The organism is Limisphaerales bacterium, from assembly GCA_014382585.1.
In the GTDB taxonomy this organism is placed as follows: domain Bacteria; phylum Verrucomicrobiota; class Verrucomicrobiia; order Limisphaerales; family UBA1100; genus JACNJL01.
The window spans coordinates 40,419-57,048 of sequence record JACNJL010000057.1; the positions used below are offsets into that span (position 1 = coordinate 40,419).

Annotated in this window: 11 protein-coding genes; all 11 read right to left on the reverse strand. The window is 57.5% G+C overall.

Annotated elements, in window-relative coordinates:
• Positions 1-167: 167 nt before the first annotated feature.
• The 11 genes from H8E27_12755 to H8E27_12805 all read right to left on the reverse strand — a co-directional run bounded on the left by H8E27_12755 (position 168) and on the right by H8E27_12805 (position 16,626).
• On the reverse strand, positions 168-1,988 hold the full coding sequence (locus H8E27_12755) for a VacJ family lipoprotein (GenBank protein ID MBC8326485.1): 1,821 nt from the start codon (positions 1,986-1,988) through the stop codon (positions 168-170).
• A gap of 84 nt (positions 1,989-2,072) precedes the next feature.
• Positions 2,073-3,014, reverse strand: coding sequence for a leucine-rich repeat domain-containing protein (locus tag H8E27_12760; GenBank protein MBC8326486.1), 942 nt, complete (start codon positions 3,012-3,014; stop codon positions 2,073-2,075).
• Between the two features lie 39 nt (positions 3,015-3,053).
• Entirely contained in the window at positions 3,054-4,070 is a 1,017-nt protein-coding gene (locus tag H8E27_12765; GenBank protein MBC8326487.1) for a flippase-like domain-containing protein, read from the reverse strand.
• Positions 4,067-5,134: a CDP-alcohol phosphatidyltransferase family protein gene (locus H8E27_12770; GenBank protein MBC8326488.1), complete on the reverse strand. Its 1,068-nt coding sequence runs from the start codon at positions 5,132-5,134 to the stop codon at positions 4,067-4,069. The genes H8E27_12765 and H8E27_12770 overlap by 4 nt, the downstream gene beginning before the upstream one ends.
• Before the next feature lie 57 nt (positions 5,135-5,191).
• The gene (gene recD, locus H8E27_12775; protein MBC8326489.1) at positions 5,192-7,048 is read right to left on the reverse strand and encodes an exodeoxyribonuclease V subunit alpha; all 1,857 of its coding nucleotides are present in this window, start codon (positions 7,046-7,048) and stop codon (positions 5,192-5,194) included.
• Positions 7,045-10,806 carry an exodeoxyribonuclease V subunit beta gene (gene recB, locus H8E27_12780; protein MBC8326490.1) on the reverse strand — a complete coding sequence of 1,254 codons (3,762 nt, stop codon included), beginning with the start codon at positions 10,804-10,806 and terminating at the stop codon, positions 7,045-7,047. The genes recD and recB overlap by 4 nt, the downstream gene beginning before the upstream one ends.
• Positions 10,799-14,125, reverse strand: coding sequence for an exodeoxyribonuclease V subunit gamma (gene recC, locus H8E27_12785; GenBank protein ID MBC8326491.1), 3,327 nt, complete (start codon positions 14,123-14,125; stop codon positions 10,799-10,801). The genes recB and recC overlap by 8 nt, the downstream gene beginning before the upstream one ends.
• Positions 14,126-14,292: 167 nt before the next feature.
• Positions 14,293-14,691 carry a hypothetical protein gene (locus H8E27_12790; GenBank protein MBC8326492.1) on the reverse strand — a complete coding sequence of 133 codons (399 nt, stop codon included), beginning with the start codon at positions 14,689-14,691 and terminating at the stop codon, positions 14,293-14,295.
• 185 nt (positions 14,692-14,876) lie between these two features.
• Positions 14,877-15,059 carry a hypothetical protein gene (locus H8E27_12795; GenBank protein MBC8326493.1) on the reverse strand — a complete coding sequence of 61 codons (183 nt, stop codon included), beginning with the start codon at positions 15,057-15,059 and terminating at the stop codon, positions 14,877-14,879.
• A gap of 72 nt (positions 15,060-15,131) precedes the next feature.
• The gene (locus tag H8E27_12800) at positions 15,132-15,290 is read right to left on the reverse strand and encodes a hypothetical protein (GenBank protein MBC8326494.1); all 159 of its coding nucleotides are present in this window, start codon (positions 15,288-15,290) and stop codon (positions 15,132-15,134) included.
• A 193-nt stretch (positions 15,291-15,483) separates the two neighbouring features.
• Positions 15,484-16,626, reverse strand: a complete 1,143-nt coding sequence (locus H8E27_12805) for a Gfo/Idh/MocA family oxidoreductase (protein ID MBC8326495.1) — start codon at positions 16,624-16,626, stop codon at positions 15,484-15,486.
• Between the last annotated feature and the right edge of the window lie 4 nt (positions 16,627-16,630).

Sequence of the window (16,630 nt, forward strand, 5' to 3'; positions counted from 1 at the left end):
GCGACACAAACAAAATAGAACGGAGAGCAGGGCTTACATTACTGAGAAAATCCCAACCCGCCATCGTAATTCAGGGAAACTCGGCCCCGCCCCAATTTAACGGTTCCACCTAATTCCCAAAAAGTACCCCATTTTATTTTGTGACGGGTACGGCGGGTGCAGCCCAATTATTTCCAGCGAATCACTTCACTAATGGCTTGGTGGACTTCTTTTTTCCAGAGTTGGCCCATGTGGCCGCCTTTTTCATTGTAAATGATTTGGTTGGGGAAGTTTTGGCGGAACCAGTTCAGGTGCTCGTCGCTTAAAAGAAAGTCGTTGCTGGTGAGGACGAGGTGGAGGCTTTTGGCGGCGGTGGCGCCGGCTTGGCGTTGGCGGAGGTCGCTGGCGTTTGTGAGGGTGGCAACGGGGATGGTTTGTTGGGCGAGGTGGGGGGTGAGGATTTTTGTGAAATAATCTTCCCAGCTGAGGGCGTTGACGCGGTGGTAAAGACGGCGGCGGGCAGGGAGGTCGCGGCCTTCGAGGTTCAGGTGGCCGGAGAGGATGGCTTGGCGGAGGGTGATGCGATAGCTGAGGCCGATGAGGTACGAAGCTTCGGCGTCGGTGAAGGGCATGTTGGCGCCTTGCTCAGCGGTTTGTTTTTGGTTAACGGCGATCTTAAGCAGTGCGATTTGGCGGAGGGCTGCGGAGTCTTTGCCCGGGGTACGGTAGAGACGGTCGAGCGCTTTGAGGCCGTGGACGAGATCGAGCGGCGGGTTGATGGCGACGGCGTGTGCGTAGGTTTCGGGCGGGCTGGTGGCGGCGAGGTTGAGGGTGTACCAAGCGCCCATTGAAAAGCCGAGTAGCGACTGGCCGGTGAGGTGCGCTGCGCCGTGTTTGGTCGTGAGGTGGGCGGCGACGGATTGTTGGACGGCACGGATGGCGGCGAGGTCGTGTGGCATATAGCCGGGCAAATAATCGGCGGGGGCGCTGCGGATGAATTCCCAGTTGAAATTATTGCTGATGCAAACGACGTGGTAGCCTTCGGTGTGGGCTTGTTCGGCGAGGGCGAGGGCGCGGGTGCTGAGGCGGTGGCCACCGAGGCCGGGGAGGATCCACGCGATGGGGGCGGCTTTTTTTTGCAGCCATAGGGAAACGGTGAGGGGACGGGCGAAGTTTTTGGGTGTTACTTCGAGTTCATCCGCGAGCTTGGCGAAGTCTGGATTTTTTGGGCGCGAGTAAATCGCCATCAGCGTTTGTGTTTGGCCGGTATCTTCGGCAGAGCCGCCGAATTGGAGGTCGCGCACTTGGGCATCGCGCTTGAGGGTATAATTCATTTTGGCGAGTTCATACGGATCGTACTCAGTCTTGAGCATTTGGCTTAGGGTGCGGCTGCTAAAGGAGACGTGGTTGAAGCCCATCCCAATCCGGGCGGCGGGTGCAAGCGAGGCGGGATCAAGCCCCAATCCGGTAAAGCTGCCGAGCGCATCACGTTCAGAGGAGGCACCCAGCACAGGGACGTACAAATACATTTTCGATTCCCAACCCCAATGGCCGAACACTTGGCCAAGGTCTTCGCCGGTGGAGGCGAGGTTGTATTTGTGCGTGGCCGGATCGCCCAAGCCGGCCACGCCGAGAGTGGTGTTGATGAGAAACCGTTTGGTCTCCGTGCCCGCGCCGCTCCATTTGCCCTGCAATAAATTACTGACGAGTCGTAGCGGATAAAACAGATTATTGCGAAAATTACGGACGCCCGTGCGAGCGGGCTTGGGGATGAGCGTGTTGTAAACGCCTACGGCCGGGTCCACCGCATAGGCAAACAAAAATTCATTGAGCGCGAAGGAAGCACGGTTTACTGGCTCAATGGGGTCGGCCACCGAAGGCGTCATCAGCAGAGCGTCGGATGGATGTGATGCCTCCGGAAGCGAGTAGGTACGCGGCGCGGCGCATCCAATGCCGAGCAGGCCAAGGCAAACCATCAGCAGGACGAGGGATGGGTAAACAAAACGCATAAGTAAACTGTAACGACACGGAACGCGTGGATAATCGCTCGGGCGCGCAATAAATAGCAAGCCCATCCGGCGAAAAATAAAACTTTACGGCCCGAATATTTTGCAATTGGGCAATGCCTTGCGCAGGGCCGCGGCTTGCGCGGGCGGGATGGGGCAATGTTTGATGGAGAGAAAGCGCAGCTTCGTGAGGCTGTACAGCGGGGTCACGTCGGTTGCCTTATTGGAGGTCAACACGAGGCGGCGGAGTTGGGTGAGGCGCGCGAGGGGCTGGAGATTAGTCGCGCCGCAGCTGTCGAGTTCCAGCACCTCAAGTTGGGCGAGGTTAGCCAGCGGCTGCAGATCGTTGATGGGGGGATTGATGGAGAGCTGAAGCTCGCGCAGGGCGGTGAGTTTGGCCAACGGCTTGAGGTCGGCGATGCGGTTTTCATAGGCATAGATCACTTCCAGCTTGGATAGCCCCGCCAGCGGTGTGAGATTGGAAAGGCCATTTCTGCCGAGATCCACTTCGCGCAGTGCATGGCATTGAGCCAGCAAAGAAAGATCGCGCAATCGCATTGAGGCTAAATCAAGCTTCGTCACCCGCGCCCAGTCGGCGGGCGTGAGTGCGGCGTCCATCGGCATATCGAGCCCTGCCCGTACTGCCGCTTCAACGCGTTCCTGCGGGGACAAGCGTTTGGGTTTTACCTTGGGTTGATTCGTTTGTGTTGGCTTGGTGAATTGTGGCGGATGAATTTTCACCCACGACGCCACCAGCTTTTGGGCGACGGCAATTTGTTTGGCCGACATATTTTCCGCGCAATCCCGTAGGTTTTCGCCGGCTACCACATCCCCATTGGTGGAAGCAATGGCATACCATTTGTAGGCTTGGACCAAATCCGCCTCGCCCTCCTCGGCGGCTTCAAAAAGTGTTGCCAAATCAAACTGCGCGCTTACATCGCCAGCCATTGCTTTCTCTTCAAGTTTATCCGCTTCCGATGAGCAGCCCACGGCCAACAGGCCAATCACAGGAATCCAAAAAAAACGCATGACGAAGTGTAGAATTTGGTGAAGAAAATGCAATCGTTGTTAGCTTGCGTCTTCGGCTTGGGATTCGGTGCGCAGGGATTTCCAGGTGGCTTCACCGACGTAAAGTAGCAGCCAGCCGAGTGCCGCGAAAAACACATCGCGTCCGCGCCGCACGACCGCATACTGCGCGCCCAGCTCGTGGCCGTAGCCGAAGAGCGTGAACAGCCCCACCACGCTGAACTCCTGCACGCCCAGAGCGCCGGGCACCACGGTGTTAAACCCTCGCGCCACGCTGATGAAGGCTTCGATTGCAAAGGCATCGGCCCACGTCACTTGCGCGCCGAGCAGATGGGCGACGACCATAATTTCCACGGTGTCGAACATCCAGCCGGCAAGATACGTGAGTGTGCACCAGCGGAAATATTTTCTGTCGCGATTGTAAAAAACATAAATTTCATCATCGAATTCGCGAATTTTTTTCTCCTTGGGCACCAGCGACTTCAGCCCAAATCCCAGTCGCCGCACCCACCCGATGAGCGTGGAGCAAAGCCCGTGTCGTTGGATGCGGAAAAGCAGCGCCATACACGTGAAGGCGAATAACGCGATGGCGGCGAATGCCCATTTGATTTCCGTGTGTTCCGCGGGCAACGCTACCGCCGCCACCGCAGCACCCAGCGCGATGAAGGTGGATTGCGCCACCGACTGAGCCGTCTTCGATCGTACCGCCGCCGAGGCCGCGGTGACCATCGGCACGCCTTGGCGTTTGAGCAGCCCCACTTTCACCGCCTCGCCGCCCACGTACATACTGGGAATCACGTTGTTAATCGCTTCGCCAATGAGCCGAATGCTCCACACCACGCGAAATGGAATGCCCTTCAACGCCGTCGGCCCAAAGGTAAACTGCCAGCCGACGCAATCGATTGTGAACACGATCGCGTATGGAATGAGCGCCACGAACATCCACGGGCCGAGCTTGGCAAAGGGGTCGCGGATGTCCGTCCAGCCGGTGCGTTGGATGAACCACACAAACAACGCAAGGCCCACGGCGAGCAACAAGAAGCGCCATTTTTTTTTCACGCGGTTACCTCCGCGTCATCGCGTTGATGCACCCACAGCGCCGCGATCCAAAACAAATGAACGCCAATCGCCGCCATCCATAGAAACCAATCAACGCGTTGCGCAATGACCAGCGCGAGCAGCAGCACGGAGAAATCGCGGTTGGCGGTTTTGTTGATAAACGACTGGAGCCGAACGTGAGCGCGCAGCATCACCGCGAAGAAAATCACCGTGCCCACTGCCGCAGAAAGCCCCAGCCACAACGCCGGACCACTGTTGCCGTTGAGTTTGTAAACCCCTGCGCCGAGGCCGGCGAACAGGCACAGTCGTACAATTTGGTTCCCGCCCAATTCAATCCACTTGCCGATTGCAGTTTCCTTAAACCCCATCCGCGCGAGGTCGCCATCGATGCAGCCCATCACCGCCGAGAGTTGCAACAGCACCGCGCCGAGGATCATCCATTGGGGCAAACCAATCGTGAAACAAGCCGCCGCAACCACGCCCAGCAATGTGGCGAAAACAGAAACCTGGTTTGGCGTGACCCGCGTGTGAATCAGCAACCGCGACAATGGCCGACCCATCGGACGATTGAAATGCGTGTCCACAAGGCCATCGGTGGGGCTGCCCATCGTGTCCCAAAGGGCGTCCTCCGCCTGCGCGGCGCTGAGGCCATCCTTCACCGCACACGCCACGCCACGGGCATGGATGCGCGGGCGATCCGGCAACGAATCTTCCAACGAATTTTTCCATTCCGCCACCCAGCCGCACGGCAGCGGTTCGCGCGTTTCAGAAAATAATCGACCGCCTTCAGTCAGCACTTTTTTAAAATCCGGCAACTGCACCACCAATTGGCCGGAAGCGATGAGTGAATTTTCCTCCAACGGGGGCATCTCCTCTACCCAGTTCACCGCGGTCCCCAGTGCTTTGGCGCGCGTGAGCTTGGGCCGTTCGCCGGCGCAAACGAGAGTGATGTCCTCCGCGCCCGCACGGTGAGCAGTCATCACCAACCGATCCAGCACCGAAAGTCCCGCAATCGTGCGGTGACACGCGGAGTCATCAGCCAATAAAAACACAGAAACACTCACAGCAAATTCCCGCGTACCCAACAACTCCTCCGCCCGCAAAGCAAGGGAATTTAGCGGCTAACTCCAGAGCGCGTCGCGCAGGCCGGAGGCGCGGGTGGTCTTGGCTTCAATGGCGTCGGTGAGGACTTCCGGCGGGGCCATCAAGGTGACTTCGTTTTTGGCACGCGTGATACCCGTGTACACCAACTCACGCGTGAGCACCGGCGCAGATTGCGAAGGCAATACCACAAGTACGCGGTCGAATTCCGACCCCTGCGATTTATGAATTGTCAGTGCAAAGGCCGTTTCGTGTTCGGGCAACCGCCCTGGGGCAAATTGCATCAGCTCACCGGTTGGGTTGATGAAATAAACGGCTAACCCGGTTTTATCCTGCCAGACAATGCCGAGGTCGCCATTGAAAAGCCGGGTGGGATAATTGTTGCGCGTGATGATGACGGGGCGTCCGTGATACCACTGGCCGGGTTTGCGGTCGCCGGATTCCAGCAGGGCTTGTTCCAGCTGTTGATTGATACGTGGCGCACCGAAGGGGCCGCGGCGCATCGCGCACAGAATGCGGAACGCGTTCCACTCCGTCAGAGCCTGTTCGGGGCTGTCGGCTTGCGTGACTTGCTGGAAGACATCACGAACGGGAGTCAATAGACGGTCGGTGAGTTGATTTGCAGCTGGAAGGGTTTCGCGGGCGAGATGAGTGTTTTCTGGTTGATCCATCCACTGGATTGCGGCGGCAGCATTCCCATCGTTAATATGTGCGGCAAGGGTGAGAATATCTTGTGAATTAGCGGCGCGATGGCTGAAATCCAGCCGCACCACGCAGTCGCCGAGTGGGTTGGTTTCCTTTACGGATTGGATTGGCTGGCCGGTGGCGGCGGCTGCGGCGGCGGTGTATTCGGGCGTGGCGGGGAGGTCGTGGGCGTTGCCGCAGATGTCGGCCAACACGCTGCCCGCTTCCACGGAGGCGAGTTGGTCCGGATCGCCTAAGAGGATGATGCGGGCATCGGAACGGCAGGCGTGGAAGAGGCGAGCCATCATTGTGAGATCAATCATTGATGCTTCGTCGACGAGTACCACATCGTAAGGCAACAGATTGTTTTCATCAAAACGAAAGCGCGATCCATCGGCGCAAGCGCCGAGCAAACGGTGCAGGGTGCGGGCTTCGGGCAATTCGGCGGCATCCAGTGGCTTGGGAAGCAGTTGGCTTTTTTCGGCATCGGCGAGTGCGTTACGGATTTGTTCCTGCAAACGGGCGGCGGCTTTGCCGGTGGGGGCGGCGAGGGCAATGCGGAGGGGATCGATCACATCGAGTTTGATTCCAAGAGTGAGCAGGCGTCCGGCCACATAAGTTTTCCCGGTGCCGGGGCCGCCGGTGATGATGGATAGCCTTCGGGTGAGGCCCACGTACGCGGCGAGGTATTGCCGGTGAAGGCCGTCTTTCGAAGGTTGGCTGCCGGGGAAAAACGCGGGCAGGTTTGATTTGAAATCCGCCGCATCAAGGGCATCGGGTGGCTCCGCCGCGCGCGCGCGCAGGGTTTCGGCGAGGCCGGTTTCAAAGTGGTGCAAACGGTGGAGATAAAGGCGGTGCGCGTCATCGAGAATGAGTGGCTGAAAATCGTCGGGCTTGCCGACAAGCGGGCTGTTATTCAACACCTTCAGCCAATCCTCGCGTGCGGGCAGGGGAAGGGGGGCGCCGTGATCGCGCGTGAGTTGGGATTGGAATTCTTTTGGGCCAAAGGGCAGGCAAACATCGCCGCGCCCGCGCGCGCGGGAAAGCACTGCGGCGGCCAGGGCCAGCTCCGGAGGGGCTTTCGTGTCCATTCGATGCAGCAACGCGCCAAGCGCGCGATCCACGGAGCGAAATTCGTCGCTGTTCACCACGGAAGCGTGTTCACCGAAAACAGTGTTTAGGTCGTGACTCATTGTTGTTTTTTGTGCAGGCCGAAGGCGGTTGAGAGTTCGGCGATCAATTCGGGTTGTGGCAGGTCAAAGAAAATCCCTTGGCCGGGCCGGGCGGGGTCGATGCCGCGGTTGAACACATAATACGCGCCGCCGAAATGGGTGGCGTACGCGTAGCCTTCCACGCGTTGGCGCAGGTAGGCATCGAGCGCCACGGTGTAAATATGATATTGCAGGTGATAAAAACTTCGGGCCATCGCGGCGGGTAGCTGGTCGGGGGTGTAGGCGCTGGCGTCGTGGCCGAGGCGGTTGGATTTCCAATCGAGGATGAAAAAGCGTTCGCCGCGGCGGAAGACGAGATCGATGGAGCCGCGCATATAGCCGCGTAATGTTTTAAATGAAAGTTGGCCGATACGATTCGGCAGCGTGTTCGGCCAGGCGTCACTTTGATGGCGTGCAAAAATGTCGCGGAGTTGGGCCGGTTCCACCTTGGCTAAACGCTGGGTGAAGTCCAGTTCGGCGATGCGGTCTTTGGTTTTTAGTTTCGCCAAGGTGAAATCGTCGCCTGCGCGCAAAGGCGTGTTGAGGAGATCGCGAATGTTTTGGTGAAACGCTTCGGTCAATCCATCTTTCAATTCACCGAATCCAAAGCGTTCGAGGTATTTCTCGATGATGGCGTTTTGTGAGGCGTCGTTGGTGGCGGCTTTTTCGAAATCGAGATGCTCCATAATTCCGTGGAGACAATTGCCGGCGGTGGTGCCGGCTGGGAATTTGTGGATGCCCTTGGGTTCGGCGGGCTCCACCGGTTCGTTGGTTCCGGCGTCGTGGTCAGGTTTTTCGTGGCGATCGTGAAAATGATGGTCGCCCGCCGTCCAGCCGGAGAAGGAGTGGATGCCTTCGCGGGCATCGGTGTTGCCGGTGAAGGACTGGGCGGACAATGGTTGATCTGAAGCCGTCTTGGACTTCCAGCGGTCGCCATTTGATTGAGGCAGCAATTCGGAGCCGATAGTCCCGCCCGTTTTTTTGGCCAATGCCTCCAAATCTTCGGTGATCATTTCCGGGGTGAGCTTGGCGATGCCGGCGTCGTTGTCGGCGGGGGCCACCTCCATGCCCGCGTCGGGATGGAGCAGCCAAGCGAGGCTGGTGATTTCCTTTTGGCCTTGTTTGTTCGGATTACCCAGCCGACCGTGGACCACGGTGCAGCGGTGCTTGGCGCGGGTGGTGGCCACGTAGAGGAGGCGTAACTCGTTGGCGAGCGTTTCTTGTGCGGCAAGTCCCCGGCTTTTTTCTACTTCTTTGGAGCCCAAATCGAGCACGACCTGACCGGGATGTTCTTTGGCGTCGGGATGAAAAACGAAGCCTTCCTTTGGCGTGTTTTTCCGATCCCACGCGAAGGGCACGTACACGATCGGATATTCCAAGCCTTTACTGCGATGTACGGTGACGAGGCGCACGGCATTTTCGTCGCTCTCCAAGCGGAGTTGATTTTTGTCATCGGGCCGGTCGTCCTGACGTTGACGTGCCAGCCAACGGGCGAGGGAAGTGGCGCTCATCCGATGGGTGGCCATCGTGTCCTGCAAAATTTCGCCCAGATGAAAAAGGTTAGTGAGACGGCGATCGCCATCATCAAAACGCAATGCTTGTTCGCGCACTTTGCCCTCGGTGAGGAATCGTCGGTACATCGGCAGGAAACCTTCCTTTACCATCAGCGCCTGATAATCCGACAAGCCTTTGGCCACCTTGATCATTCGTTGTTCGTCTTCGGTGCATTCGGAGAGTGAAGTGGGCCCCAAGTCGTAGAGTTCCGGCAACCGATGCAAGGCGTGGCCGTCGAACCCGAGGAGATCTGTGGCGAGGAGTTGTTTGATTCGGCTGAGGTTATTAGGTGCGGCGAGGGCTTCCAAAAGCAATTCCAGCTCGGCCGCCTCGGCACTGGCAAAGACACTTTCGTGAGTTTTCAAAACTGCCGGAATGCCGCGTTCCGCGAGGGCTTTTTTCATCGCCACGGCTTGGGCGTTCTTGGCGACGAGCACGGCGATGTCGCCAGGCTTAACCGGCCGGGGCTCTTTGCCGGGCTGTTCAAAATGCGCGTCACTGTGCAGCAGCTTCACAATCGCCGAGGCCACCACGCCGGGGAGTTCGCCCCGGGCCTTGCCGGCGGCCACCCAGTCATCGCCTACGCGCGGGAGCCCCGAGGGTGATTTTTCCGTGCCAGGCCATAGCCAGAAATTTAAGTGAGCGGCAGCATCGCCCACCAATGTTGCCCCGCGATCGCTATAATTATCCGGCGCCTTGGAGGGCTCGAATTGGATGTCATCAAAGAAAAATGGCCCGGGAGTGTGGCTGCCACGATTTTCAAACAGTTGACCCACGGCTTGGATGGATGGCGGCTCGGAGCGGTAGTTGGTGAGCAGCGTGCGCTCCTCGTCGGCCAGCGCGCGCGCGGCGAGGTAGCTGAAAATATCCGCACCGCGAAAGCTGTAAATGGATTGCTTGGGATCGCCGATGAGAAACAGCGCAGTTTGCCCTCCACCGTGAAAGAGCGTCTTGAAAATATTCAACTGCACCGGGTCAGTGTCCTGAAATTCATCAATCAGCGCCGCCTTGAATTGGCTGCGCACTTGCTGGGCGAGGGGGCCATCGGGAGCCTCTCGAAGCACGGCGTCCAGCTCGGTCAACATATCGCCGTACCCCAGCAGCCCGGCCGCCTCTTTGCGCTTCGGCAATTCCGTTTGTGCAAATTGGAGAAACGCGGATCGGCATCCATTGGCAATTGCATCGCCTGTTTTTGAAATGGATTCGCAAGCCTCAAAGAATGACATCGCGTCAGAATCGGGCGGCTCAAAGTCCATGTTCTGATTTTTGGGTTCCAGAATCGTTTCGGGCAGGAACCAGCTCAAATCTTTCCAGTGACTGGCGGTGAAAGACATTTGTTCAATGGCCTCCAAACTCTCAAGATAACCATCCACCGTTTCCGATTTGTAAGGGCCGCGTTTGAGTTTGCTTTCCTTTAGGAACCTGATGGCATCAGCCCGCGCACCATCCAAATCGGCAAGGGCGCAAATGGCGGTTTCCAAATCCTGTTCGAGATCCTCCATCGATTGATCGGTGATGGGGCCGCGCACTTCCAGCCCGGGATAATTCAACAGCGGGCTGCCCAGCGTGGCCAGTCCGTCTGGCCCAAGGCACTTGTTGCCGGGGCCGCCGCGCCAGAGAGAAAGGTCTTCGCCGACCAGAATGCTGGCGGTCATTTTGCGGGGCACCACTTGGACGCGCCAGAAATCGCGGGCGATTTCGCCCAGCAACCCGATTTCGTTCGTGGTGATTTCCTGCTCGAAAGGTCGGCCGCATTCGAAAGCGCGATCGGCCAGCATTCGTTGGCAGAAACCGTGGATGGTGAAAATGGGCGCATTGTCAAATTCCGCCCGCGCCAACTGCAATCGCAGCTTGGAGGTTTCGCGGTTGAGCTCACCGGAGGCGGCTTTTTCGCGCACTTGATTCATCAACTGATCGTTGGGGTCTTTGACCTTTTCCGTCTCGAGCACCAGCAGGGCTTCGGCCAATCGGCGTTGGACGCGGTCGCGCAATTCCTTGGTGGCGGCTTCGGTGTACGTTACCGCGAGAATTTCGCCCGCCTCCAGCCCGCGCTCTAAAATGAGCCGCGTGAATAGCCCGGCGATGTTATAGGTTTTGCCCGTGCCCGCGCTGGCTTCAATCAACGTCACGCCCTCTTCCAGCGAGGCGTTAGTTAAATCAAATTCTTGTTTTACAGGTTCACTCATTTGGATCTCTCAAGTCTGTGAGGGCTTTGCTCCGGCGCGTGGGGTTGTGTTTCACCAAGGGTTCAAAAATGGCTTGAGCCAACTCGGCAAAACGCGGATCGATCAGTGGATCCACATTTTGAAAACAAAGCTGGTGAGCAGCATCCTCGCTTTCGGGAAATCCTTTGCCAAATTCATCCGGCTCCCATTTTTTCCGCGCCTCCTCGATGCGCTTGGCCTGAATGGCTTCTGGGTCATCCGCGCCCTTCGTGCTGGCTTTCATAAAAGCGAACGACGTTTTTGGAAAAAACAACAACGGCTCCTGTTGGCCCTGCCAATAAATCTGCAGCAATTCAGCCAGCCATTGGTGAGCGTCCTCGATTTTCTCAATGGGCTTGAGCCATTTCAACTCCTGCACGCCTTCTTTCTGGCCGACGACGAGGGTGAGTGTGGGCGAGAGCGTGGCCGGAGAAAGTGCGTGCCACACTACGTGCCGTATCCAGCCGGCCAAGAATTCGCGGCCATTCACGTTGGCGCAGCGCAGGCTCACTTGAGTGCGGGGATCGGCAAACGAATCCAGCTCGCCCGTGAGGTGAAATCCCCTGATTTTGAGATCCACCGTTTCCCGCAAGTCCGCCTGAGGCACCAAGGAACCCGAAGGTTCCGCGCGCAGGCTTTGGGTAAATTGGGCCATTCGCTTGCGCAAATTCTCAAAGGTCGCACGGCCAAATTCGCCGTGCGGCAGCCTTCCCTCGGCTTGGAATCGCGCCCGCAGCGCAGCCGTTGCGTCTTCCAGATTTACGTCCGCATCCAGCGCGAGCTTCAAGAGATCGTCATTGATTTTATATTCATCCAGCCTGTTCAACACAAACGGTTCTTCGTCGGCCAACAAATCGTCGCGCGACCGCAAATACATCTCCATCCGGTTGCGCACAAAGTGTTCCACGGGTTTCCGGTAAAATTGCAGCAGCTCATCGAGGGTCACCGCCTTGCGTTCCGCCTCCGGGGGATCCAGCGGTTGTTTGATAAACCATTGGGATTCCGCCGCCGTCTCGACGGCCTCTTCATCGCGCCCCAAAGTTTCCCGCAGCTTTTCCGCTGCGGCGGCTTGGGTGGCGGAATAGCTAATGAGCTTCGGATTGTCGGCGTCAAAATACGCCGCACTGAAAGCCTGCAGCCGATGTTCGTGCACCAGAGTATCCCGCGCGGATTTCTCAAATTCAAACGAGCGATCCAACGCATCGAGCAGTTCACCAATCGCAACCGAAGGCGGATACGAGTGCTCATCAGCCTGCGATTGGCCCAGATAACTGAAATACAAGACTTCACGCGCCGCCAACACGGTTTCCAAAAAAAGATAGCGGTCATCATCGCGCACCGAGCGGTCGCCGGGCTTTCGCCGGACGGCCATCAAGTCGAAGGCCTCCGCTCTGTCGGCCCGCGGGAAAACGCCATCGTTCATTCCCAGCAAACAAATCACGCGAAACGGCACGCTGCGAAGCGGCTTGAGAGCGCAACACGTCACCATACCGCGCAGGTAGCCATCGCGTGTCTTGGTTTCCTCCAACGTGGCCAGCAGTTGCGCGCGCACCACGGCGATGTCCACTTCAGCAGTGTAGTCCGCGTCGCCCGCCAATTTTTCCAACCGGTCAATGGCTTTTTGCAGTTGGCCCAATTCATCCTTTTCATCGCCGCGCGCGTCAAAGAAACGCTTCAGCAACGCCCGCAAATCGCGGGTCCATTGGGCGACCGGACGCAACGTTTGGAAATCCTCAGCCGTTGCATGCAGCGCGTCCACGAAATCGGACAGCCCTCCCACGGCCTCGGCCAAGTCGCCCTCCACGCCGGGCAGCGGCAGCCGACCTTCGCAGAGCTGTTCGCCATCGGCCTGCATCGCGTATCCCAGCACCATTCGATCCAAGCCAAAGCGCCACGTATTCTGTTCCTCGGGCGTTTCACTTTTGATGCCAATGGACGTGTCGCGATGTGTTGCATCGTAACCCCAATTGATGTGGGCATCGCGACAGCGCGGGTACAACAATTGCAGTTCCTCCGCGCCAATGCCAAACCGTCGGCTCACCGCCGCTGTTTCCAATCGGGTGAGCACTTCGTTGATTGGCAAAACGGTATCATCCATTTCCAGCAACGACAGAAAGGCATCCACAATGGCGCTCGCCGCCCGCGGATGGCGGTCAGCGATAGTAAAGGGAATGCAGCTGGCCGGATCTTCCGGATTATCGAACACCGCCCGGATGAGGGGCGCATACGATTCAATGTCGGGCGTCATCACTACTACTTCGTGCGGGGCAAGGTCATCGTGCGTTTGGAATAAATGCAGCAACTGATCGTGCAACACTTCAACCTCGCGCAATGCGCCGTGGCAGGAATGGACCTGCAACGAGTCATCCATTGGCGCCTTGCGCCCATCACGCGCGGGCAAATCCACTGCGCCAATATCCGCCTGTAATTCCCGCAGTAGTGTGCCGCGCTTGGGTTTCCCAAAAAGAGCTTCGTCCCAGCCCTCGTTTCCACCCAGCAACATTGAATGAAATTCCTGACCCACGCGGCCCATTGAAACGAGCAGGGGATGCCCGTCGGGCGAAGCGGGCACCTCGCTCCCGGCCACCTCCACTTGGCGCCAGTGATCACGCACGGATAACAGATCATCCCAAATTTCAGCCGTCGGTTGGGTGACCAGCAAATGTACCGCTTGTTGAGTAGCTAAGGCGCGGATCACCTTCCAGTGTTCTGGCGGCAACATTCCCAATCCAAATAAAAAAACCGGGCCGGTTCCGGCCGCCGTTGGCTTCGTCAAAAAAATCTCCCGCAAGGCCGCCGGATGATCGGTGCCCACGCCTCGGTATACACCCTGCCATAACGCCGCCTGCCACCGCGCCGCCTCACCGCTCGGCCACTGGCCCAGCATCTCGGGCCGATATAAAAGATATTGATCGAACAAGCCTGCCACGCGCCGGGCCAGCCCAAAGGCTTTGAGTTGCCGCGGGTCGTCTTTCAGAAAACGTGCCGGCTCCTCAAGCGTGGTTCCATTGAGCAAACCCAGAATACGCCAAGTTAGTGCTTCTGATCCGTACCCCGACACGTCTTTGCCATTCGCTACGCACCGCTCAATAAAATCCGTTGGAAAAATTAACTCAATGTTCGCGCAAATCCCCTCTGTTTCTGCCAGCCATCGTGTGAGCCAATGCCGCATCCCCAAGCTGGGCACCACCACCATTTGTGGCTCAAACGGATCCGTTGGCCGATAGTTACGCAGCAGCCCGGCCAGATGCGTAGCCAGTCGCTCGAGGTCGTTACTTGCATGAATTTGGATGCCTGCCATTGGGTGGATATTATTCTAATTATTAGATATCGGTTTCGCAAACAGTTTTCCAAATTGCAGACGACAAGAAGACCGTATCAAAGCCAGTGGGACAATGGTAGTCCCAGGATTGTAAGGACACAAAAAAGCCCCCGCACGCGGGGGCTTGCAAATGGGTTAGGAGAATCCTACTTGAGGTTTTTCTCGTACTTCGCGGGATTGCCCTTGAAGCGGGTCAAGGCGCGTTCCTTGGAGAAGTAGATTTTTTTGCCTTTGTATTCCATGGACGGGCTCTTGGGATGTACGCGGGTGTCGCTGTACACGGGGCAGAATTGCTGCGCCATCGGCTTGATGGTTTTGGAGGCCACGGCTTTGAGCTGCGGGGCTTGCTCGACGCTGACTACGGCGTAGTAATCCGGGTTTTGGGCCCAAAGTTTTTTGCATGTGCCGCAGCAGGTGTAGACTTTGACACCTTTGTACACGACGAACTCTTCTTCATCGATTTCGTCTTCGATCATTAGCGGGCACATTTTTTGTGCGGGCGCGGCTTGGGTGGTCACGGCGATGCCTGTCAAAAAGGCGGCCACTATCAGTGTTTTTGTAAAAACGTGTTTCAGCATGGTTTCGTATTTGTGTCTTAGTTTGTTTCCCTAATTTAAGTGCGGGAGGGATAAGACGCCATAAAGGGCAGGGTGCATTCAACTCAATTTTTTCAAAACCGCACGTTTATCGACCTTTTCTTGTCATAAACAGGTGGGGTTTGCAGCGAGGGTCATTTTTTCTTCAACGCTTTTTTCATTAGCACCACCACTGGCTTGAGGTCGGCGGGCTTGTCGGTGCGGGCGATTTCTGTGCCATCGGAGCTCAGCACAATGGCGTAAGTTTGGTTGCGTTTTACTTTCAGCCGATCCCCGTGAGGCGCGCGTCCATTCCGGGTATCGAAATGCAGAACCACAAATTTGGGTGTCAGTTTCGCGAACGCACGGTCCGCCTCCGGTTTCCTTTCCAAGGCCCGGCAAAAGCGTCCTCAGATGGAATCATAAACGTAAATGAACACAGGCTTGTGATGCGCCTTGGCCTCGGCCAGTGCCTTGGGCAAATCGGTGTGCGGCTCGCCGGCAGATGTCTGAAAGTTTGCCCAAAACAAAGACATCAAAATCGTCGCGGTCATAAGTGTCAGTTTCATTTCGAAATTCTATGTTTCATTTGACGCAGCGATGCAGTTGCTCTTTCAACCAATCGGGGTTTTTTATCCATCGTCATTTCGTCCAATGGGACCGTTTGCGACATAAGCGAAAGCTAGCACTCATTGGGGTTTGCACAAGGGCACAAAAAACCCGCGCCGGCAATTGCGGGCGCGGGTTGTTAATGGGTTTGGCTTATACGTCTTTCCATGCGCGGTCCTTGGCGGAGGCGAGGACGGCGTCGCAGACGTGGGCAGTTTCGAGGGCGTCGCGGAAGGTTGGGTTGCACGGTTTGCCGCTGTCGAGGCTGCCGAGGAAATCGGCGACTTGATGCACAAATGTGTGTTCGTAGCCGATGCACAGTCCGGGCACCCACCACTTGTCCATATAGGGCATGTCGCCGTCGGTGATGTGCACGCTGCGCCAGCCGCGGGTGGTGGACTCATCGCTGTGGTCAAAAAACTCGAGCCGGTTGAGGTCGTGCAAATCCCAGCGGATAGAGGCATCGGCACCGTTGATCTCGAAGGTGTACAGCGCCTTGTGTCCGCGGGCGTAGCGGGTGGACTCAAACAAGCCGAGCGAGCCATTTTTAAAATGGCAGTGGAAAAGACAGGCGTCGTCGATGGTGACTTCCTGTTTCTCGCCGGTGGCAGTGTGGACGCGTTCTTTAATAAACGTCTCGGTGACGGCGGACACGTCGGCGATGCTGCCATTGAGCCACAGAGCGGTGTCGATGCAGTGGGCGAGCAGGTCGCCAGTGACGCCACTGCCGGCGGCCGCGGCGTCCAATCGCCACAAGCCTTCGCCGCCTTGCGGGAGGTCGGCGCTGATGGTCCAGTCCTGCAGGAAGTTGGCGCGGTAATGAAAAATCTGGCCGAGCTTGCCGCTGTCGATAATTTGTTTGGCAAGCGTGACGGCTGGCACGCGGCGGTAATTATACCAAACCGTATTCGGGACGCCGGCTTTCTCGACGGCGGCGACCATTGGCAAACTTTCGTCAGCGGTGCGGGCGAGGGGTTTTTCGCACAGCACCATCTTGCCCGCTTCGGCGGCGGCGATGGCCACCTCGGCGTGTTGATCGTTGGGTGTGCAAATGTCGATGGCGTCGATATCATCGCGCTTGAGCAGCTCGCGCCAATCGGTTTCAAAACTTTCGTAGCCCCACTGTTCGGCGAAGGCTTTGGTGCGATCTTCCGTGCGGCCGCAAACGGCCTTGAGCACCGGCCGATGGCCGAGGTCCGGAAAAAAGTCGCTCACGCGCTTGTAACCATTCGTGTGAGTGCGGCCCATAAAGCCGTAACCGACGAGCCCGATGTTAAGTGATTTTTTTTCGCTCATTATT